At 47.0% G+C, this 21242-nt stretch carries 23 protein-coding genes and 1 pseudogene; 13 read left to right on the forward strand and 11 right to left on the reverse strand.

Features of this window, described 5'->3' with window-relative positions:
* Positions 1 to 188: 188 nt before the first annotated feature.
* Together gshB and grxC are read right to left on the reverse strand one after the other, a co-directional pair.
* The gene (gene gshB / locus QUA16_RS23225; RefSeq protein ID WP_333106126.1) at positions 189 to 1148 is read right to left on the reverse strand and encodes a glutathione synthase; all 960 of its coding nucleotides are present in this window, start codon (positions 1146 to 1148) and stop codon (positions 189 to 191) included.
* Between the two features lie 67 nt (positions 1149 to 1215).
* Positions 1216 to 1479 carry a glutaredoxin 3 gene (gene grxC / locus QUA16_RS23230; RefSeq protein ID WP_333106127.1) on the reverse strand — a complete coding sequence of 88 codons (264 nt, stop codon included), beginning with the start codon at positions 1477 to 1479 and terminating at the stop codon, positions 1216 to 1218.
* Between the two features lie 610 nt (positions 1480 to 2089).
* Here grxC and QUA16_RS23235 point away from each other — a divergent pair.
* A complete protein-coding gene (locus tag QUA16_RS23235; RefSeq protein WP_333106128.1) occupies positions 2090 to 2281 on the forward strand; it encodes a hypothetical protein in 192 nt (63 codons plus the stop codon).
* A 599-nt stretch (positions 2282 to 2880) separates the two neighbouring features.
* Here QUA16_RS23235 and hflX read toward each other — a convergent pair.
* Positions 2881 to 4479, reverse strand: a complete 1599-nt coding sequence (gene hflX / locus QUA16_RS23240) for a GTPase HflX (protein WP_333106129.1) — start codon at positions 4477 to 4479, stop codon at positions 2881 to 2883.
* A 43-nt stretch (positions 4480 to 4522) separates the two neighbouring features.
* Here hflX and QUA16_RS23245 point away from each other — a divergent pair, with 43 nt between their 5' ends.
* The 4 genes from QUA16_RS23245 to QUA16_RS23260 all read left to right on the forward strand — a co-directional run bounded on the left by QUA16_RS23245 (position 4523) and on the right by QUA16_RS23260 (position 5841).
* Positions 4523 to 4648, forward strand: coding sequence for a hypothetical protein (locus QUA16_RS23245; protein ID WP_333106130.1), 126 nt, complete (start codon positions 4523 to 4525; stop codon positions 4646 to 4648).
* A gap of 116 nt (positions 4649 to 4764) precedes the next feature.
* Positions 4765 to 4983: a hypothetical protein gene (locus tag QUA16_RS23250; protein WP_333106131.1), complete on the forward strand. Its 219-nt coding sequence runs from the start codon at positions 4765 to 4767 to the stop codon at positions 4981 to 4983.
* A gap of 68 nt (positions 4984 to 5051) precedes the next feature.
* Positions 5052 to 5264 carry a chlorophyll a/b-binding protein gene (locus QUA16_RS23255; RefSeq protein WP_333041855.1) on the forward strand — a complete coding sequence of 71 codons (213 nt, stop codon included), beginning with the start codon at positions 5052 to 5054 and terminating at the stop codon, positions 5262 to 5264.
* A 298-nt stretch (positions 5265 to 5562) separates the two neighbouring features.
* Entirely contained in the window at positions 5563 to 5841 is a 279-nt protein-coding gene (locus QUA16_RS23260) for a Photosystem I reaction center subunit PsaK (RefSeq protein WP_333106132.1), read from the forward strand.
* A 151-nt stretch (positions 5842 to 5992) separates the two neighbouring features.
* Here the strand turns inward: QUA16_RS23260 and QUA16_RS23265 are convergent, their stop codons facing one another.
* Positions 5993 to 6532 (reverse strand): DUF1349 domain-containing protein, encoded by a 540-nt coding sequence (locus tag QUA16_RS23265; protein ID WP_333181349.1) that lies wholly within the window; start codon positions 6530 to 6532, stop codon positions 5993 to 5995.
* Between the two features lie 15 nt (positions 6533 to 6547).
* The gene (locus QUA16_RS23270; RefSeq protein WP_333106134.1) at positions 6548 to 7318 is read right to left on the reverse strand and encodes a CPBP family intramembrane glutamic endopeptidase; all 771 of its coding nucleotides are present in this window, start codon (positions 7316 to 7318) and stop codon (positions 6548 to 6550) included.
* Positions 7319 to 7363: 45 nt separating this feature from the next.
* On the opposite strand from QUA16_RS23270, the gene QUA16_RS37020 reads away from it, so the two are divergent.
* Positions 7364 to 7546: a GNAT family N-acetyltransferase gene (locus QUA16_RS37020; RefSeq protein ID WP_445252193.1), complete on the forward strand. Its 183-nt coding sequence runs from the start codon at positions 7364 to 7366 to the stop codon at positions 7544 to 7546.
* Between the two features lie 204 nt (positions 7547 to 7750).
* On the opposite strand, the gene QUA16_RS23275 is transcribed toward QUA16_RS37020, so the two are convergent.
* Positions 7751 to 7999 (reverse strand): DUF433 domain-containing protein, encoded by a 249-nt coding sequence (locus tag QUA16_RS23275; protein WP_333106135.1) that lies wholly within the window; start codon positions 7997 to 7999, stop codon positions 7751 to 7753.
* 114 nt (positions 8000 to 8113) lie between these two features.
* On the opposite strand from QUA16_RS23275, the gene QUA16_RS23280 reads away from it, so the two are divergent.
* From QUA16_RS23280 to QUA16_RS23305, 6 genes and pseudogenes are all read left to right on the forward strand, one after another.
* A complete protein-coding gene (locus QUA16_RS23280) occupies positions 8114 to 8380 on the forward strand; it encodes a DUF4258 domain-containing protein (protein WP_333106136.1) in 267 nt (88 codons plus the stop codon).
* The gene (locus tag QUA16_RS23285) at positions 8370 to 8570 is read left to right on the forward strand and encodes a DUF2283 domain-containing protein (RefSeq protein WP_333106137.1); all 201 of its coding nucleotides are present in this window, start codon (positions 8370 to 8372) and stop codon (positions 8568 to 8570) included. Before QUA16_RS23280 ends, QUA16_RS23285 begins: the two co-directional genes overlap by 11 nt.
* 94 nt (positions 8571 to 8664) lie before the next feature.
* A pseudogene (locus QUA16_RS23290) lies at positions 8665 to 8901 on the forward strand (DUF433 domain-containing protein).
* Between the two features lie 196 nt (positions 8902 to 9097).
* Positions 9098 to 9742 carry a hypothetical protein gene (locus QUA16_RS23295; protein ID WP_333181350.1) on the forward strand — a complete coding sequence of 215 codons (645 nt, stop codon included), beginning with the start codon at positions 9098 to 9100 and terminating at the stop codon, positions 9740 to 9742.
* 166 nt (positions 9743 to 9908) lie between these two features.
* Positions 9909 to 10115 (forward strand): hypothetical protein, encoded by a 207-nt coding sequence (locus QUA16_RS23300; protein WP_333106139.1) that lies wholly within the window; start codon positions 9909 to 9911, stop codon positions 10113 to 10115.
* Positions 10116 to 10247: 132 nt separating this feature from the next.
* Entirely contained in the window at positions 10248 to 10871 is a 624-nt protein-coding gene (locus QUA16_RS23305) for a Uma2 family endonuclease (RefSeq protein ID WP_333106141.1), read from the forward strand.
* A 105-nt stretch (positions 10872 to 10976) separates the two neighbouring features.
* Here the strand turns inward: QUA16_RS23305 and QUA16_RS23310 are convergent, their stop codons facing one another.
* The 5 genes from QUA16_RS23310 to QUA16_RS23330 all read right to left on the reverse strand — a co-directional run bounded on the left by QUA16_RS23310 (position 10977) and on the right by QUA16_RS23330 (position 19352).
* A complete protein-coding gene (locus tag QUA16_RS23310; protein ID WP_333106142.1) occupies positions 10977 to 11189 on the reverse strand; it encodes a XisI protein in 213 nt (70 codons plus the stop codon).
* Positions 11190 to 11201: 12 nt separating this feature from the next.
* Positions 11202 to 11345 (reverse strand): hypothetical protein, encoded by a 144-nt coding sequence (locus QUA16_RS23315; protein ID WP_333106143.1) that lies wholly within the window; start codon positions 11343 to 11345, stop codon positions 11202 to 11204.
* A gap of 142 nt (positions 11346 to 11487) precedes the next feature.
* Positions 11488 to 12684 carry an IS4 family transposase gene (locus QUA16_RS23320; RefSeq protein ID WP_333106153.1) on the reverse strand — a complete coding sequence of 399 codons (1197 nt, stop codon included), beginning with the start codon at positions 12682 to 12684 and terminating at the stop codon, positions 11488 to 11490.
* A 172-nt stretch (positions 12685 to 12856) separates the two neighbouring features.
* Positions 12857 to 15727 carry a zinc-dependent metalloprotease gene (locus QUA16_RS23325; protein ID WP_445252192.1) on the reverse strand — a complete coding sequence of 957 codons (2871 nt, stop codon included), beginning with the start codon at positions 15725 to 15727 and terminating at the stop codon, positions 12857 to 12859.
* Between the two features lie 106 nt (positions 15728 to 15833).
* Positions 15834 to 19352, reverse strand: coding sequence for a hypothetical protein (locus QUA16_RS23330; RefSeq protein WP_333106145.1), 3519 nt, complete (start codon positions 19350 to 19352; stop codon positions 15834 to 15836).
* Positions 19353 to 20187: 835 nt separating this feature from the next.
* Between QUA16_RS23330 and QUA16_RS23335 the strand changes: the two genes are divergently transcribed.
* Positions 20188 to 21242 (forward strand): DUF4114 domain-containing protein (locus QUA16_RS23335; protein WP_333181351.1); only part of this gene is annotated, 1055 nt, incomplete at its 3' end.

A 21242-nucleotide genomic window follows, 5' to 3' on the forward strand; every position in this document is an offset into this window, starting at 1 on the left:
TGACTGTTGACTGTTGACTGTTGACTGTTGACTGTTGACTGTTGACTGTTGACTGTTGACTGTTGACTGTTGTTATTTGTTACCTGCGACCAATAAACTCATAACTAATAACGACTAATTAATGACTAATAACTCCTAACTAATGACTAATGACTAATGACTAATGACTAATGACTACTGACTACTGACTACTGACTAACTACCCATTCAATCACTTGTTTGCCCAAATTAACCCCCTCAAACAAGTCAATTTCTCTGATCCCTGTAGGGCTGGTGACATTAACTTCTGTGAGATAACCGCCAATGATGTCAATGCCGACAAAGTACAGTCCGTCCCGTTGCAGCACGGGTTCTAACTGAGAGCAAATTTGTAATTCGCGATCGGTAATTTCGGTTTTTGCGACTCGGCCGCCGACGGCCATGTTGCCGCGAAATTCATTGCCAGTGGGAATACGGTTGATAGCACCGATCGGCTTGCCGTTCAACAGCACTATCCGCTTGTCTCCCTCTGTGGCTTCCGGCAGATAAGTCTGAACCATCACTGGAATTTGCCCTTGTTGAGTGCTAATTTCGACCAGGGAGTTGAGATTGCGATCGTCCGCTTCCAAAAATAAAATCCCCTCGCCAGCTTTGCCGCCCAAGGGTTTAAGAACTGCCGCTCCTTTTTTCTCAACAAATTGCCGAATTACCTGCTTGTTTTGAGAAACAATTGTTTCGGGGATCGCTCCCTCAAATTGCAAAGCATACATCTTTTCATTCGCCGCCCGCAATCCTTTGGGACTGTTAACTACCAAAGTTTTAGCCGGATCGATGCCATCTAGAAGGTAAGTAGCGTAGAGGTAAGGAATGTTGACTGGGGGGTCTGTCCGCATAAATACTGCGTCCATTGCTTCCAGAGGCTGCAAAGTAGGATGTTCTACCTGATACCAAGCCTCAGCCGCCTCCCAGCGTCCCTCTACCATTTTTACTGGGGTGAGGGCTACCCGACTGAGCATTGCCCAGGTTTTGCCGCCGATGACGCTTAGTTCGTTGGCTTGAGTCGCCCAGACTTCGTGACCCAACTCTTGAGCTGCCTCCATCAGCGCTACGCTGGTATCGTGTCCTGGAATTAGTCGCGCGAGGGGATCGATGATGAATGCAAATTTCATTGTCACTTAAAATTAAGAATTGGTCGCAGGAAAATTTGGGCTAACGGAAAATTCGACAGGTAATGCCTCATTTTGCTGCTAGCAGGGGGTCTAGCTGGCCTAGAGCATCGAGTTTGTGCATTTCGTCGCAGCCGCCTATGTGTTGGTCGTTAATGAATATTTGTGGCAGGGTGCGGCCTCCGTTGGCTCGATCGCTCATTTGAGCTCGTGCTGCTTCATCTCCGTCGATCGCGTACTCTGTAAAATCCACCCCTTTTCGTTTCAGCAGTGCTTTGGCACGAATGCAAAACGGGCAGGTTCTCCAAGTGTAAATTTCTACTTTAGGGGTCATGGGACGCTCAAGCAATAACAATATTTTTTAATTGTAATCTTAACCATAGTGCGGAATGTTTTTAGTTCCTAGGCTGAAACCCTCGATTTTTCGTTGGTAGCAAACTTGCCTAGGAGCCTTGAAACCCTTATTCTACGGTAGGCTCTCAAAAACTCTGCGAAGGATTAATCTTAACCAATCTTATTTTAATTTTTATATTTTAATTTTTATTATATATAGCAACCTTATCTGTTGCACCGGAGGTTATTCATTGCTGAAACTCTTGCCGGGAAGTGCATTTGCCTTTTTCCTTGTTTTTACCATGACTCAAGTCGCTATAGCTTTCTTCCTTCAACATCCGGCTCTATTTGCAGCGCACAAGCGAGGTGTCAAGGAAGCATCTCAATGAAAGCAGCCCAGCTAGAAATTGGAGTTTTGAGGCAGGAGGCAGAAGGCAGGAGGCAGAAGGATGGAGCCAGAAGAAGTATTTTTACACATATGAGATGCTCCAGGTGTCAAGTTATTTTTTATATAAATTTAAGTAAACAAATACCCACGCTTAAAAAAACGGAGACATTTTGAAGGCAAACAGGTTAGTCATCAGCCTGCCTAGCGCTGCGGACCAGCCTGCTTGTTTCGCTTTCTGCACGAACAGATCATTCCTGCACCTGTCAGTAGGACTGCGATCGCAGTACCCGGTTCAGGAATAGAAGTTGTGGTTCTCGAAGGTGCGATGTATATTTGGGACCCACTCGCTGGGGTCGCCTGCTGGTCGGGTGCCGTTGATGGTGATGGCGGCGGGGAGGCACAGGCACTAGAGTAATTAAAAGGCCCACACACATTTACTTGTGCTGAAGCCGGAGGGGCAGCAGCTAGATAGTAAAACGCTGTTGCCATTGTGGCAGAGAGTCCAATTGCTAGTTTTGCCAGTGGCGTACACATAACTATTTAGTTAAACAGTGGTAAAATCGAAAAATAGAAATAGTCCTAGAGATGAGCGCTGTACGACGGACAAGGATTTTTGAGTTCTTACAATAAATGGATGTCTTCTCTCGCCGACGTCTGTAAAAGATAGTATAGCGCTTGAGGTGAGCGCCCAAACACTTTAATAATAATATTATTCTCTTTCACCTTGACGTCGCGTACCGTGGTTGGGCGAGAGTGTTGGGCGAGAGTGAAGCAACATCTTTTTGCAACCTCTGAACCAATAGCCCTTACAGCCATTAACAAAGAGTCTTTTTACCTTGACCGCGGCCCCCGGAAATTATTTATTTAACCGATCGCAAAATAGAGCTGCTGTATTGTACTTTGCCATGCACAATCTGACTACTCTTTTATCATCTCATAGTCCGACTAGATCTGTCCTCAGTATATGTACGTATATTCCCCCATGTCAACTATTCAAAAGGAGTATTTAAGTATTTACCGAGGGTAGAGGGCGTATTGAATGAGCTGAGCTAATCGGTCGCGGAGAGTTTCCATCCCCAAACCTTTGGCCGCCGAAATAAATACTGCTTGAGGAAATTCTTCTCGCGCGAGGGCGAGAGTCTCTCCATCCACGGCATCAATTTTGTTAAAAACTACAAGGGCTGGCCCGGGAGTTACGGGCATATCTGTCAAAATATTCATCACCGATCGAATTTGGCTCTGCCACGCGGGATGGGAGAGATCGACGAGGTGCAGCAAAGCATCGGCGTCAGTGACTTCTTCGAGGGTAGCCCGGAAAGCGTCGATCAAGGCGGGAGGCAGTTCGCGAATAAAGCCCACTGTATCTGTGAGGACGATCGACAGGGGTTCCCCGGTGACGCCGGGAATGGTCAACCGTCGAGTTGTGGGGTCGAGGGTGGCAAATAACTGGTCGGCCGCATAGACTTCGGAATTCGTGAGCAGGTTGAGCAGAGTCGATTTACCCGCGTTGGTGTAGCCAACGATCGCCACTGAGGGTACCTCGTGATGATGCCGATTCTGCCGCAGCCGGAAGCGGTGCGCCAGCAGTTGATTTACTTCTTGCTGCAATCGAGAAATGCGTTTGGCGATCGTCCGCCGTTCGGTTTCTAGCTTGGTTTCCCCAGGGCCTCTGGTACCGATGCCGCCACCCTGTCTCGACATTGCCTGACCGCGACCTCTGAGCCGGGGCAGGGCATACTCTAGCTGAGCGAGTTCGACTTGCAATTTACCCTCGCTCGATCGAGCTCTTTGGGCAAAGATGTCGAGAATTACCTCCGTTCGATCGACAACGCGAAGACCTATCTGAGTTTCCAAGTTCCGTATTTGTGCAGGGGTCAGGTCGCGATCGAATACCACGAGGTTAGCGCTAACCGTCTGAGCGGTGAGGGAAATTTCCTGAACTTTGCCTTCGCCTACAACTGTCTGCGGATTGGGGCGCGATCGTTTTTGGCGCACTGTTTGCAGTACCTGACCCCCGGCGCTTTCAACCAGCCGCGTGATTTCTGCCAGGCCGTCCTCAAACTCCAACTGAGTCATGTGCTGAGTCATTACACCTACCAACAGCACTTTATCTTGGTCTGCATCGACCTCCCCCGCGACAAACTCTGCTTCAAACTCTGCTTCGAGTCCTTCCACCAAATCCAGAAAGTCTTGGTCGGCGAGTTCGTCCAAATTCAGCGGTTCTGATATTTTCCAGGGAAAGTGTGGAGTTTTGATTAGTGACTTTTGAATTGAAGGCTCTTCTATTTCATCAGTTGCATCTGGCTCTAACTGAGCGCTCAAAACAGAGAACTCAAAATTTGGCTGGTCTCCCTGGGGTATCAGGTGAGCGAGATAAGCTTCTTGAATGTAACCAGTCGCACCGCCCCCGCGGCGCTGAAATCCTCCCCCCGTCAGTGTCAGCCAAACCAGGGCGTCCAGGCGCTGAATTGCCATTGCTGTGAGGGCTGCTTCGCTTGGGGTTTCTGGCTTCAGGTGGGTGGCGATGCAGCGAATGCCGCTGAGGCGACCTCCCCCGTAGCGGGGCAGTTCTAAGGGCGCAATCTGCGTTTGGCGGGGTGTACCGACGCCCACGCGAATTACTTGTCCGCGGCGGTTGATGTAGGTACAGATTGGTTTGTCTATTTCCGTGCTGATGGAGGCGACGCGCTGGGCAAATTCTGCAGTGGTGATGCGATCGCCCGGTAGTCGCTGGTGGTACAGCTTTTCGAGTTGCTTGAGCTGGCTGGACTTTAAACCTTGAAGATTGCCGTAGATGGTTTCGATAACTGTTTCTCCCGATCGATCTGTTTATCTCTTATTTTAGTTAACTCAAGGACGATCGTGTTCGGGTTTTAAGTTCCAATTTAGTAAATTTTCTTGCCTCTATCAGAGCGCGGCTTCAGTATTGTCGAGTCACCAGCGCCGTTGTTTGCCGCTACGGGGCGATCGGGCTTTTCACAGCAGCAATCTCAACTTCTAGTTTTATTTAGTATCTACAGATACAGGCGATCGCTGAAAAATCTCGCGCAACAAAAGTTAACACTTTATTTTTTGTTTCAAAATCCTCCTTTAGACTTGTCTGTATCTTGGGCCTAGAGACAGATAGCAAAGCAGAAATTAGGTCGCTACCATGAGAAGCGAACATTGTTAAGGAATGTAAAAACATGGAAACTCGTCCTACTAACCTGCCTCCTACGGCTAATGCTTACAACGGCAAAGATCGGAATGCCTTTTTGTTTGGCTTCAACCCGCAAGCAGAACTTTGGAACGGTCGCTTAGCGATGATCGGTTTCTTAGCTTATTTGCTCTGGGATGCTGCTGGATATAGCGTTCTGCGCGACATTCTCCACTTTCTGCCTACCTACATTGCTCAGTAATGACGAGCAGTCTATCCTGTCGGGCAGCGTGAGCAAATGCCGCCACTGCCCGACAGGCTAAAAGTTACAAATGGCAGCGAGTATGGTTTTGTCCCTTTGTATCTTTCGTTACTTTTGAATGGCATTAAAAGACTTCTTGCCGTGATTCGATAATGATGGGTGGGGGCGCTGTCGCTGGCGCGGTGAATATTAATAGCAACAGATATTTATTGCGTAAAGGCGATCGCCCCTGCTGTATTTTTGGCAAGAAATCTCATCAAGCATTTCTGATAATTTATGAAAAATAGGAGCATCAACGATGATTAACTCAAATTTACTGGCAGTAGTAGCATCGACAGTGACTGACACAGCATCAGGAGATTGGCAAAAGCCTCTGGTGATGTTTGTTTGCAATCTCTTAGCATTGCTAGTTCTCAGCCGCCGAATTTGGTATCCCCACGTCGGGCCGAAAATGCCTTTGCCATTCCCGTCTTTGTTCAACAATGTTAGCGTACCGGCATTTTTGGCTTGCATGAGCGCAGGTCATTTGCTGGGAGTATTCACCATTTTGTCGCTGAGTACCGGCAAGGCTATCTAGTAGCAATTGAGATCCTTTTGTGGCGATTTCTTGCTGCAATTGGTGTGTTAAAAAGCTGACAAAAAATGGCTGGGGTAAGTGAAAAGCACTCACCCCTAATTTTAATTTTATATAGGGAGTGGCGCATAAATCGGTTTTTTTACCCTCCACATTAGATCAGCTTACTCTGCTTAAACCCTTCAAATTCGACTGCAAAGCCTTCACCTTGGGGAGCCGCACACATTAACCCAACTTGAACGATTGGTGACTCAGTTAGATATGCCAGTCGCATCATTGAATAGTCTGACCCATTCAACGAGTATTGCACTTCCACCGTTTCAGCTCGGCGCTTTACCCGCAGCCACAGGGAAACAGGCGGCACTTCAAGCGGCATAACAGACCAATCGGAATAGTCTCGTGTCACAACCGCACTCACGTTTTGCACTCCCTCAACAAACTCAATGCCGCACTTGAGCCAGATATTTTCGCTCTCTCGAATCATCAATCCTGCTTGATCGTAGAGCGATCGATAGCAACCAGTAATTTTGACTTCGGCTGTAAAGTCGCCTGACACTTGACTGTAGTAAAAGTTGCCGTTATCGCGAATGAATCCGTAATGAGTTTGCCGCCAAAAGTCAGTCTTTGCGCCTGCGGTAATGTGGATAACATCGTTATCCTCATGCCATTCTAAAGGTTCGTTATACCATTGCATTGTTTCCATCTCCTGCTAACTTCCTCCAATTCCGTGCAGTACCAAATCGGCCAAAAAATGAGATAACATAGCATATTCTAATCCCCAACGCCAGTAAAGAAAACCAAAGGGAATCCCTAACAGGGCATTGAGTGTAATGGTGCGGAGAATGACGATCGGGGTTAATGCCCAGACATTGGCAGCCGCAGGCAAATGACCCACACCAAACAGAATCGCCGCCGCCACGATTGCCAGCCAAAAAATCCATGTAGAGGGTTGCGGTTTGTCTCGCTCAAAAATCTTCCAAAGTAGCCACGCAATCAATGTCATACCGAACAGTCGCAACAAGAGTTCTTCGGTGATGCCTCCGTAGAAGGAAGCTAATATGCGTTTCCAGAGGTCAATTTCGAGCGTTGTTGGAGTTACCGTTGGCGGCATCCAAGGTTGGAAAGCTAAACTCAATCCTATCAGGACGATTCCACCGATGCAGCCTACAATTAGCGCCGTGTTAAGGGCAGATTTAGATATGGGCGCGAAAGGCTGTCGATATACTAAAGCACGAGCTATGGGCGTATCAAGTCCGATCGAGTTACCGAGGCGAAGCCCAATCCAACAAAAGAAAATTAGAAAAATTCCGGTTTGCAGGGCGGAGGCGATCGCCAAAACAGTTAGCGGTGCAGGCAATTGACTTACTGCCGGATTGAGAGACAGCGCATAAGGGAACACCGCCAAGCTTCCCAAACTACCCAGAAACGCCCAGAACAATGCCAATCGGAAGTAATGATTTTTTGCAGTGTTAGCAGACATAATTTTTGAGAAAAAAACGAATCAATTACACTAAATCAGTCTTGAATATTTGAAACATTAAAGCTCGATCGCATTTATGCAACTTGTCTCAGGCGGAATATAGCCTCGGCTAAGGTGGTACAAAAGCTGGGAATGACGCAGGAAGGTAGCCACAAAGATCGTGTTTTTCACCGAGGGCAGTTGGAAGAACTCGAACTTTACCGTTTACTCAAGAAGCACAAGTGTTGAATTTTGTTACCCAACTTTACTTCATTGCCTATATTCCTCCTAAACCCCCTAAATTTATCGGGTAAAAATCAGTTTCTCTTTCCCACTTTGAGGATAGTGCTTATCTCAAAGATTTTTCTGTTGGCGATGTATTATTTATTATCTTAGCATTTCATATTTACCGAAGTTGCTGTGCAAAGCTTCAAGACGCTTGGCTTCTGCTGCTTAATGGATCAAATCAGTTTCAATTTGTTTGGTGTTGGCATGATAGTAGGTGAGTGCGGCGTAGACTTCGGCGAGGGTGAGATGAGAAATGCGATCGCAAATCTCTTCGGCATTCAATCCTCGCTTGTACCAGGTTAGGATGCGGCGAATGGTAACGCCTTTACCGACGACGATGTGGGGACATCCACCATGCAGTCCGGGAGTGCGTGTAATGAGCTTACCAATGTCAATAGATATTGCTGCGGTCATAAATTTTATAATCTTAACTATACTCATAATAGATGAAAACCCTATAGAGGCGTTAGAATTAAAAATGCAAAATGCAAAATGGAACCTAGAGAGGAATCGGGAGTATGAGGATATATGCAAATTGTTTGGACAAAACACGCCCAGGAGCGTCAGCAACAATGGGAGGAGCGATTGAGAATTACCAGGGAAGAGGTTGAAGCGGCTGTCACCAATCCTCAACAGATTATCGTGGAAGAGGATGTTTTGGTGGCTCAAATTAAACGAGGCAATGGTCTTCTGAGAGTACCCTTTGTTGAAATTGGCAAAACCAGGCGAATTTTAACCCTGTACTGGACAAATCAAGTCAAGCGATATTGGCAGGAGAATCCCAATGAAAGTTAAATACGATGCAGAAGCAGACATTCTGATTTTTATCTTACGTGATGCGTTTCCAGCCAATGCTATTTCTGAACCTGGAGGCGTGATTGTCAGTTATGACGAAACTGAGGAACCAGTTAGCATCGAATTTCTCAATGCCTCCAAACGTCAACTGTTTAATCCTCAAGAGCTCATACTAACGATCGCAACTTAGTTGATGCGCTTTATCGAGGTGGGATCGCAGAATTATATCGCGGTGTGAATTTCGAGCAATAAATGAGGTAAGCTAGAGACAAAGGTTTCAAACAATGCCAGCATCCGTTGCTTATCTGTTTGACCGAATTACAGTGAACCCAAGACAATGTGGCGATCGTCCTTGCATCCGGGGAATGCGGATTCGAGTCATCGATATTCTAGAATTGCTAGCTGCGGGTTTGAGTTTTGAGTAAATTATCGAAGAATTGCCAGACTTGGAACTTGAAGATATCAAAGCTGCGCTTCTGTATGCAGTCCGCAAACTCGACCATCCCGTTTTAGCCGCATGACAATTTGGTTGAATGCTCATCTATCGCCAGCGATTGCTGTGTGGATTACTGCTACTCTTGGTGAAATACATTAGCGATCGGCGGTATTTTTCTATTGTATTGGGTATTGTACGGCAACTGCGATACAATTATAAGTTATCTCGCTGTGCCTAATATTATGGCGGGCCAGAACCAGAATTAGATCAAATTGAAAACTATGATGCCCCCTGGACTTTCCACGTACCTATTGGAAATGGAACAGAATTTACGAGCAGAAGACAGCGACAAATGGTTTGACCGCTATCCGAAAAGTGCTCACCACTTATTAGCAGCTATATGTTTCCGCGAGAATTCTCAATCAATATGGGAAGAAACAAAAACGATACTGCTGCCACCTATCGGCTTCTATTACTCGATTTTCCATCTTTCAATGGCACTGCTATTTTTGGATTACCAGACAGACACGAATGAATTGAAGCGCATCAAACACGCAACCTTGAAAAATCTCATAAATCAAAGGTTAATACAAAAGCGATTATTGTCTAATGCTTATTTGGATGAGTTCCAGCGCCTACAAGACATTAGGGAATATGCGAACTATAATTTCGGATCTAAAGTCCCAAAGTACGAATATCTGCAAATAGCAGACGCTTTTTATGCGACCACAGGGGAATGCTTCGACAAGGTGATAGACTTGGTACATCCTATCCAAAGAAAGATCGATACGTTCTATTCTGTCAATATGAGCATCCAAGCCGCAATCGGTGATGGGTTCGGTGACGATCTTATGCGAATGTATTTGCCGAAAGCCGCAGAAGAAAAAGTTATCGCATATTTATTACTGAAGAATCTGACGACCTAAATCTACCACAGCGAGATAACATCCACCTGCATGCCGACCGGATAAAGTGGATCGGTTGAGTCCGAAAGCCTGCTAGTGGTGGGTGAGGCGGAACGTTAGACCGCTAAATCTGAGTTGGGTAGTGGCTTGAATATATCTATCAAATTCCAACTGACAGGTGAATGCCATGCAAGCCAAACTTCAAGAACGACTTTCTCCTGCTGATGCCGAAGTCATTTTGAGACGCTTGCCAGAACGAATTCAAGCGGCTCCGATCGCGCGTGCTGCGGAAATTGAATATCCGATCGCCATTTCGATCGCCATTTCGATCGCCCGTTTTCTCGACACAGAACCATTAGGTTTCCTAGATTGCAAACCAGGACGCGGGCAGTAAAACCGAGAACAGGTGTCAAAGTTACGGTATACTTCGTTAACGCACCCTACAAGAGCAGCGATCTATCTATCTACCTCACGTTAAGCTAGAAACAGACAACAGAGAGCCAACCTACGCAAAAGGTTAATATCAATGGTTGCGATCGCCCAAAAAATCCTTTCCTTCGAGGAATTTCTCAACTGGGATGACGACTCCGGCAGGTCATTTGAGCTACTCAATGGAGTTGCCATGCCCCTGAGTGAACCCACAGCCAAACATGAGGATGTCGTCGATGGTTTATGTCGTCTTTTGGTAGATCATTGCCAATCCTTGAACCTTCCCTACGTTCCTCGACAAAGTAAACAAGTCAGATTGAACGCTGCCCCGGGCGAAAGTGAATCGAGTCGTAAAGCCGACATTGTGGTGTTTGCCAAGGAAGAATGGGTCAGAATGCGTCAAAGTTCTGCCTCTGCTGCTGCCTATATTCCACCTCCCTTGGCGATCGAAGTTGTCAGTACGAATTGGCGGGATGATTACCGCATCAAATTGAATGAGTATGAAACTTTAGGAATCCTGGAGTATTGGATCGTTGATTATGCAGGGTTGGGAGGCGTTCAGTATATCGGTTCTCCAAAACAGTCTACGGTGACTATCAACCGCTTAATCGATGGTGAATATCAGGCACAGCGATATCAAGGAGAAGCCATTATTGTTTCTCCAACTTTTCCTCAGTTGGTATTAACCATCGCTCAAATTCTTGCCATGACAGAAGTTTAGTGTTTCTAACTTATCTGTAAGGTACTCAGTATTGCCAAAAAATTATTAAGGTACGATATACCCTATCAAGCTGATATTATCTAAAATCTTCGTCAAGAGGAGAAACTATGCGATCGCATATCCAGTATGCTGTCGGACTTCGGGTGGATGGAAAGCAAGAACAATCCGATCTTTGGGTACGCCAGAGGCGACGAGTTCATCAGTGATGCCGTCTTCAATACCATCATAATGAATCCAGATTTTGTCATTGCGAATTTCGGCATGAACCACATAGCCATGAACTCGCAGATGATTTTCCCAACCTTCATGTATCAGCATAAAATGGTTGCGTTAGCGAAGCTTTCCGAAGGAATCGCGGCTGACCACCACATAGGTAATCACATCCCCATAAGTATAAGGAAGATCCGCATAGTATTGGAGAATTTTCTCCAACGTCTCACGCCATTCGTCTACGGGTTGATTTGTGGTTGCCATTGGATAATCTCCTCCGTGTTTGGGTCAAAAACGATCGTGCGAAAACCTGGTTTCTTTACTTAATTATTTTAAGTTGACTGAGATTCTAAGAAACCGGGTTTTTTACCGAATATGCGGGTTGCCTCAAGGGGTGACAACAGCGCTACAAAGCACTCTGGATAAGGGATAGAGCGTGAATTCCTTGTTGAAAATTGAGTCGTTTGTGGGGTTTGAGATTCATTAGATTCCAAGCTAAATCCGACCAATTCTGGAAAGATTGACCCCAATCGGGAGCGTGCAATCCCATCCAAAAAGTGCTATAGCGCTCTGTTGAACGTCCGGTTTCAGTGGGACGACAAATATACTCAGCAACAGTTCGATGCGGTAAAGAAGCACCTTGTAAAGTGGCTAGAGTATAAGCGATCGAAATGAGTAAAACCACCGCCATTAACCGCCGCGCGTTGACTTTTGTATTTTCGAGATTATAGCCTCCTGTTTTCAAATCTCGAAACATTGTTTCGATGCCCCATCGAGCGGCATAAACGCAGAGAGTTCGAGGTAAGCTCTTCAAACTGGTTAGAATATACCAAGGTTCTTTGGGCTGGCGACCCCGATATTTCCGTTTCCAGTAAGCCGCCAAATTAAAGTCTCCAAGTTGATGGGCTTTTGTACAAGAAATATTGGCATAAAATCGAGATTTCCCTGGTTTAATATCCAAGTCTTTGAGCGCTCGATAAACCGCATTATCATCGGTAATGCAAGTCCCCTTTTTCTGTCGCAATGCGAAGTCTATATTCCTTTGCCTAAGCCAATAAGCTAGTTGAACGCTGTGAAATTCACGGTCGGCTAATACCAGAACTGGGTAAGGCTTTAAAAACCGCAATACTGGAGTTAAAACTCTTTTTTGTTCGCGTAAGTTACTGCTACCTTTTTTGGGTAACATTTCCCAATAAACGGGAATCGCATGCTGACCCCAAGCTAAACTTAACACAATTAAATTTCGTTCTTGCCATTGCGTTCGATCGACAATTAAGAACAGATGTCCTTGATGAATGAGTTGGAGTTTCTTGGCTCGTCTTCGTTGTTGTCGATTGCTCGGTTGGCTCCTCCACTCTTGCTTGAGGAGCTGCTTGATGATGGGAAACCACAACATTTTTGCTGTCAGTTGAGGTAAGTCTAAAAACCGTTGCAGATTTCTCACTCGACTATCATATTTTATCAGTTGTGGAAATTTGTTGGCTAAAGTAGATAAGCTAACATCTCGATAGTTTTGTAGCATTAACACCAACAATTGTAGCGTTAGATACTGGCGAGGATTTAGATGCGTCTCGAAAACTTTTTGGTATAATTGAGGGAACATATATTTTTGTGTGGGGGTCACAGCGACCCCCAATTTTTTTGGGTTACGGTTGGCTCAAACCCTTATTCTAGCTGATTTGCAGCCCCCTTGTCACCCCTTGAGGCGGGTTGCAACGAAATATTCTCGTAAAAAACCCGGTTTCTGGGCCCCTATGCGTAAGCCCTATATAAAATTAATTCGACTGAATTTGCGAATTCAAAACCTTAGAAATTCGATCGCGCGTTTCCTCCAAATGAGCCCGCGTATAAGCATCCGCATTCCGATCCAGATTCCGAATACTCTTGCTCAAACCCTCCCGCAACTGCCGCAACTCATACCAAGCCAAACTCCGCGCATCCTCTGGAACATTCGTTTTTCGCAGCACCATTCCGATCAAAATCGCTAAATGTTCCCGCTGCAAAGAACGCCGAAAAGTTGAAATTTGCATTTTCTTTTCCGGCTGCAAAACCTCTTGCCAGATATCCTTTTGCACAGTATCCAACACTTCCGGCAACCTCAAAGTAGTTTCCGGCGCTGATTTTAACTCGGCATCCCGCAGTCGCGCCAAGCGCACCGGCGATAGCAAAACCCGCAACACAAACCGCTGCAAAAAAGTAATTCGATCGCCGATCGGGTAATCTAGAGGAAACACCAAAGCCGGACTTCCCCAGTGATCCCAGCGCGACGGTGCCAATTTATTCAGCAATTCCGGCGCAAAACTAAACGCATCCGGCGCAAATACGTACTTCTCTAATGTTGCTAAAGCTTCTCGCTGCTGAGAAAGTTCGATCGGCACAAACGGCAACTTCGCATTAGTATCTCCAGGGCGAATCCGACTAAACGACTGTCCCCCCACATACAAAGTAGCATTCATCACTTGGTTGACATAATACCCGAACACCGAATCAAACATCACCCGCAGTTCGTTATAACCGTCTTCCCCAACCGGAATTCGCTTTTCCAAACGCTTCCACATCGCCCTAGCATTATCCAATTGCCATTGCGAATACCTCAGCATATTGGCGCTGAGATCAAAGGTATTTGCAGCGGGATCGAGATCGACAGAATCCTCATCCGGCGCGTAAGCTAATTGGGCTTGGGCAGCGCGGCTGGCAATTTGTTGCAGCGCTGGTAAGTCGCTGTTCGGGTCCCGGCCACCAATCACTTTGTAACCATACTCGATCGCCCAATCGTCATAAGGCCCTACAATCGTTGGATAATAGTCGCCCTGCACAGTTCCGGCAGGTGCCAAATTAATCGGTACATAATCCATCACCGACGCAATCATACCTTGCGTGCGAGTTACCTGAGTATTGTTCAAATCCTCCGGTTGCAGCATCGTACTCCCGTGAAAATTGTGCCTCAAACCAAGAGTGTGACCGACTTCGTGCGCCGCCAAATATCTGATATATTGATTAACATAATTGTCAATCGCCCCACTGCTAGGCGCTGCATTTTCCAACAGATCCATCGACATTGCCCCCATCGCAAACTGCCGGCTCGATTCCAACCCAAAACACATATCCGAACTCGACATCAACCGCGATAAAGGCGAGCGCTTTTGCTCTTGGTATCTTTCTACCAAAGTCGGCAAATCATCAGCCATTCCACCTTGAGCATTTTCCCCGCTGCTTTTTCCTAAATCCCCATTTTCTAGCACATTCAAATAGCGAGAATACATCCCGAACTGACAGGGATTGGTATTAGAACCGTTTCGCCCTTGAAAACTCTTAGATAGCGATCTATTTTGTTCCACCAAAGACCGATAACCCTGTTTGATTTCCCGGACAACATTAGCATCCAACAGAATGTCAGCATCCAAAATTTCCCCCGTCAAGGGGTTAGTACGAGACGGCCCGATGCCGGCAAACTGAGGCTCAAAAGAACTTGACCAGCGGATAGTATTGTAGCGAACGTCAGCCGGGTCCCATTTAGCATTGTCCGGCATTTGTTTGACCTGAATTGCCTCAGTAAAACCTGCCTTTTCAAAAGCTTTGTTCCACTCCAAAACGCCCTCGCGAATTGCGTTTCGGTATTCGGAAGGCACATTATTTTCAATCCAAAAGACGATCGGCTGTACCGGAGGCGACATCGGCGCCGTCGGGATTTGCTTTTGCAAATGCCAGCGATTGATATAGCGCACAAAAGGCTCCCGGCTGCTCTTGTCAGAAAAGTCCTTATATGCTGTCAGAAAATAGCCCACTCGCTCGTCCGCAAGTCTGGGGCGGTAGCCGTTATTTAGCGGCACTTCCGAGAAACTGTAGTGAATGCGGAGGTTAAAAGCCCGACTGTCAGGAATCGAAGGTAAATAGTTAAGCTCACTGTCATTATCGCTAGAAAAACCATAGACAGAAGCAATCTCCACATTCAGCGGAAACGCTTTAACATCTTTAAAAGAAGACTTGTCTGCATCGATCGAGTAAGAAGCGCCCAAAAGCATCGGCAAAATCGCTTTTACCCCTGGTAAATCGCGTTTTTCGCTCATCAGCAAATCGCCTAAATCGATCAGCAGAGTTTGTCTTTGCGGATCTATGCTTTTGAGAGGCAAAGAATAGAGAATCGACTCGCTAAATCCCCGTGCTACCGAACCTGCTTGCGGGTCGCCCGGACTTGTGCGAAAATTTACATTTGGTATCACAAACTGCACGTTATTTTGGACGCGCCGCAGTTGAAACAAGAAATCGCCGATCGGCATTCCGCTCAAAATGCCCGCTTCCCCCAAACCCGATGCCAATGTCACAAAGCACAGGAACTTTTTGTCGAGTTGTTGCGGTTTAATTTCCAGATATACTTTATCAGTTGCTTGATTGCGGTAAAGGGTAAATAATCCCTCTAACTTTTGCGCGTCTTTGACAACCTCTTCAAAGGGTGCCAGAGTATGCTGTTCGCTACTTTGTTCGTTGCTGGGTGGCCCAGATGATAAAGCTACAGGTAAGAAGAAACCTTTATACAAACTGAAACAGAAAAATGCTAAACATAATATAAAAAATATCACAGGCAGATTTTTTCTAGGATTTTTTATCTGTGTATTTTTGCTATTTTCAGGAAATATCAATCTTTTCATTTTCAGTATTTAGCCGCCGGAAAGAATAGTTTTGAGATTGTCGCGCCGCACTCGCAACGTTGGGAGCATTTAACTTCTAAAATAACTCACCACTCAAAAATTATAACTACTGTTTCGCCGGCCAGGGAATCATGGGATCTTGAGCCAACCGCTTAGACACTGCAACAGCACCGTAACGGTTGAGGTGGCTGGGGTCGGAAAAAGATTCCCGCGCCTGGGGCCACAATAAACTCTTATCTAGGAAAATTAGTCCGCTTTGAGCTGCTAATTCTTGCATATATTGCCGGAATTCTTGTTCGTAACCTGTCCGCACCGGGTCTAAATAATCTTCAGTCAGAGGCATATTCACAAACACGAGATTGATGTTGCGAACCTTGGTAAATTCGATCAGATTTTTGAGTGCTAGAGCTTGTTCGCCTACCAATTTAAAATTTTGATAGTCGGAGTCGTAATAACCAGATACTTTCGGGTGCTTCTGAAAGTAAGTTTCGGGATTGAAGCGTATATCGATCGGCAAAAAGCCATTTGGTTGAAACTCGCTGACGGGTTTACTCGCAGCAGTTGGCTGGGCATTGTCCGTTGTTTGTTCACCCAGGGCTGGCGTTTGGGCGATCTCGGTTGCAACAGGGGCTGATGGATTAACGATCGATCGCAAAAACCCTTGGAGTCGATCGCGCTTTTTGTAAGTTGCAGAACCCTCAACCAACTTTTGACTCACCAATTGCTGAACCTTAGCTTGAGCTTGTCCCAAATTGTTCACCAATTCAGTCGCAGTCGCCACCGGATTTTTTGCGCTTTCCTTCGATGTTTCGGATTCTAATGGATTGGTGCGGATCAGAAAACTTCCCCGCGACAATTGCCTGTAACCTTCCGAAGAAGCGATCGCACTAAAAGTCAAATCCGGCCGCCCGCTGTTGAGAGCCCTCGCCCCGTCAGCCAACACCAGCAATTTCGGCAGTTGTTGCGGCGGCAAAATCCGGCGGACGATCGAATCTACAACTTGGAGAGTAGCTCCATTAACCCCAAAATTGTAAGCCCTCAGCCCCGGATAGCCCGACTCTGCCAAAGCTGTTTCCAAAACCGCCGGGTCGATGCCCCGCAGCGCCCTCGAACTACCGACAATTAAAATATCCGGCGGTTTTTTGTGCAGGTGAATGTACTCTTGATAGCGCGCTATCTGCTCGTCAAGCTGCTCGCTCCTCAAAGTTGGGAACACCGCAGGAGCAGAAACATCAGCTACAGGAACGCTAGTATTTCCCGGTTTCGTAAACCCAGAGCCATTAAAAGCCTCTTGCCGGTTGGCTTCCGGCGACGGCTGCAAAGGAGTTTGAGGCAAATTCACCTCCTCAGCAGCGGGAACGGGGTTCGGGGTTTCCTTCGGAAGTTGGGCTGTAACATCGTCCACAGCCTTGGGGGATGAATTTTGACAATTTGGGCCGCTGCAAACTTCGGAGGCGCTAGGAGCTTGACTGACCGTCGCAGATTGCAGAAATTGACCGAGGAGCCAATCGGTATTGAACGTCAGCAGACAGCCGGCGATCGCCCAAACCAAAGCCATTCCCGCCGCGCGATCGGCTCTCACGCCCCCGGGCGCAGCAGCATTCGTTGATAAACCATCGTTCGGAACAAACAAACCCGAAGCGACAAGCGGTTGCACCGCAGCTTGAACTAACTGCTCGCCCAGATTGTATCCGGGGAGTCGGATTTTGAAGCGGGGCCGCCAGGAGTTGGGCATCGGAGCATCGAACACCAAATTGTCGCCCAAACCCGAAAAACTCCCATCCTCCGCCGGCGCAAAGTCGGGTACAGGTTCCTTTTCCAACACAGCCACTTGGGAGGGAGCCGGTGCCGGTGCCGTCGCTGATTCCTCGTCAACAACCGTTCTGAGGTCGATTGCGTAGCGCCACAGAGGCAGTTTTTGGCCGGCGCGCCGTCCGTAGACTCGCACCCCTGCCACTCCCGGAATTTGTAAGTGCCGCAAAAATTTAGCCACCGGCGGGCCTATCTTCGACTGAGAAGGGCAAGTCAGAGCTTCTGTCATGACGTGCAGCACGTTGGCTTTTTGCAGCACGACAGCCCGAATCCCTCCTGTTTCCAGCTTGCGTCTGAGATTGGGGTTGAGCAACCTGTTCAATAAAAAAGTCAAAGCCAATTGGTCGCCCTCAGCCGCCAGCGTTCTAGCGTTTGCAGCCAAGTCGGGGTGGTGGGCGGCCGGCAAGTCTACCCAGTCTATCCACACCGGGGACTCCGGCGCCGCCTGAGAGTCCTTGGCTGGTTCTACGCCGTAGATAGTAGCTGCGTGGATGCCTTGGGGCGCAAAGGAGGCTAACAAAGGGGCGATCGCGTCGGTGGTTTGCTGCTTGTCGGGGTATTCTTGCCGTTTAGGCTTTTGTCCTTTTTTGGCAGTTTTGCTGCAAAACAGGTGGAGGGTTGCTTCTTTGAGGGTAGCCCGCACTTCGACTCTTGATGCAGCCAAGTGTTGATTTAGCAGTTTGGCGATCGACTGTACGTCTCCCCACCTGGCCCATTCCTTAAGAATTTTGTCCGGCGAAGTCAAATCCACCCGCAGCAGCCAGTCCGGCTTCGCTTCGCCGCTGACTTGGCTGGCGATCGCAGCTTCCCGGAAATCCTCTAGTTGCAGTTTCCGCAGCCTGCCGGCGATGGGTTCGGCCAGCAATGAGGGGTCGGGGCTGTAAGCTGACTCGCACAGCACCAGCAGTCGGCGTTCCTTGGGCTTGATATTTTCCGGCCCATTCACCGGCAGGTTTTCTCGGCTGCTTTTGAGTTCTTTTTCGCGAATGCTTACTTTTACCGAAACTCCCATCGGCCCTAGGATTTCGCTGAGATAGCTGGCGATCGCATCTGGATAGCCCCGCCGCGCCAACGTTTCCGGCGAAACCGTTAATGTTCCATCGCGATCGCCCGAACCTGAGTCAGCTTGGGGGGATGGAATCAAAGCCACTGCGCCACGGTTGGCTTTCTGCTGCGGGGGAACGGCGGAACTAAAAGCTTCCCGTGTCGCTGCAGCCGAAGTGTCGATCGTCACAGGGGAAGTTTCAAAAGCTTCTGGGTATTCAATGCGGGAGGCGATGGGCAGACTGTCGGCGTCAAAATCCAGTTCTTCCCGTACTTGCGGCGGGTGGGCTGCTGTTTCTACTGGTTTTGGTGTCTGTTTGAGTTTCTGGTTGTCATTCTTAAATCTGCCGAAAAATCCGCCTTTTTTAGGGCTTGCTGGCGGTTCGTCGGGGGAACTCGCTGGCGGCGGCACTTCGGCAACTTTTGGTTCCGGTTGCTGTGGCTGTTGCTGTCGCTTGGGACTGCTACAATCGAGCCGGACTGTCCAGTCATTTTGTCGGGAACCGATTTTGCGGCCGCACAGAAACAACTGGTAAATTTTAGGTCGATCGGGCAGCAGTCGCGTTAAATCAGTGTGTTCGAGGGCGTTGGTAAATCTCGCCGTCACCAATTCTTGAGACGGACACTGCGCTGCTTCGCACAAAATGTGCAGGTGATTTCCCCGCAAACGCGCTTGTACTTGAACTTCGGGAAGCCCTAAAGCTTCTTGCGCCCACTGCGACGCGGCCGATCGATTGTCTGCCAATATGCTCCCGTTCGCATTCAACATGGGACTTTAAATTTCGTCAAGGCTGCTTTCGTCTTCTACAGATAGCACATTTCGTCCGTATTTTGGCATATATTAGGCTTCACTTAGGCGAAGTCCTCAGTAATTGGTCGTTAGTAATTATTAGGAATCGCACCACACTACATATAGTAGACCTCTTGCAAAAGTCCTTTTCATAAATTTATTGGACGGGCAAGATGCCCATCCCACAAGAGTTATTTTTTCTTGTGGGATGGGCATCTTGCCCGTCCTAGTTATTTTTGCAAGAGGTCTAGTGTGTCTGCGTCCTGGACTGTACAACCTAGTTTCCAAAGCCTTACTGTTGCGATCGGGTTTTGCGTAATTTTGCAAAAATATAAGTTACTTTTTATACAACACACAGGAAAATTAGTTGGGCGATCACACCTCCAAAATGCTCCCTCATCCCAAAATTCGTAGTGTGACGCTGAGCGGGTACGGAAGTAAGTTAAAGCTTCGATGAAGTTTACTTCCTGATGGCGAACACCGCTTGCGATCGATAAAAGTTACTGATATTCTCAAATCTATCGGTAGCAATAAAAACACCAACTTATTGCGATCGCATCAAATTTTTTTCAGTCGCCTTGGCAGGTTTCCACCTGTCGATATCGCAGCTTGCGTCCTCAATAAAAAAAACAAAATTCCAGCCTCATCTGGAATCGCTTTGCTTGCGAATTATCAAAAATTAACTCCTCAATTTAGGAATAATTTGAGCAATTTTTCACATCAAAAAACACCACTTTAAATTAGGTAACCAATCGAAGCATCTACCCCAAAAATAACTGCCAATATTTCCCTCCTTCCCGACATTGCAGAAGACTTGCAACTAGAAAGTTCTACCAATAATCACTCTATTCCCCCGAAAACTCTCCTAACAGTTAACGAAACATCCTCCACAAACCCCAGCGTTGAACTATTACAATCAAACAACCAAATCCTCGACAATAACCCAGAAATACCTCCCCAACAAGCAGAGATAGACGCCTTCATCCTCAACAAAGATTCAACACCAAAAACCAAAAACATCCCCGAAAAACCGCAAATATCCACCACTCAACCCGACGCAATCACAGGCGATACAGCCAAACCAGCAACTCAAAATAACATTTCTTTCGACTCCGGCATTTTCCAAGCAGACGAAACAGGTAAAATTGTGTTCGATTACCTATCAGACGGAGGCTGGTATCAAGGAGAACTAGCAATTATCAGTCTCAAAGGAATGCAAGAATTGGTTCCCGATTCCCAAGCATTTATCAAAGAAGCAGCCAGACGCGCTTTAAGCAACTCCTCACTCGGTTATATCGCCATTTCTGACAGGACAGAAGCAGCGAAATTCTCTAGTTTCGATGGAGAAAATAACTTCAATATCGGGGAATACCGAGGAATCAAAACCTTTGCAATGACACCAGGAGATGAAATTGGTATCATCGTAATTCCCAACGGCACAATACAAGAAGCATACAATAATCCAGCGATTGGCGGCGACAAAAAGCCCTTATTCTCAATGGCTACAGCTAATTCCAGCGATGCTTTTCAACGTGGACAAATAGCCAGTGTTGCGAATGGCGGCAGTATATTTGTCATGGAAGATATGGGGATAGGAGAAGGGAGCGATGCTGATTACAATGATATCATATTTTCGCTCAAAGGTGCAACCCCTAAAGTCATTTCAATGGATGATGTAATTGCCAAAAACTCCGATTGGCGTACATCAGAGAAAGGCAAAGAATTGATAGCTGACGCTGCGCCAAAAACTGAGACTAAATTAGAAGACAAAAAACCAGATACTACTTCTACAACGACTTCGGCTGAGACAGAAATCGAAAATTCCCCCGCAGTTGAAACTCAAAATCCGACTGTTTCGGAAATTCCTAA

The organism is Microcoleus sp. S13_C3 (genome assembly GCF_036700905.1).
Classification (GTDB): Bacteria; Cyanobacteriota; Cyanobacteriia; order Cyanobacteriales; family Microcoleaceae; genus Microcoleus.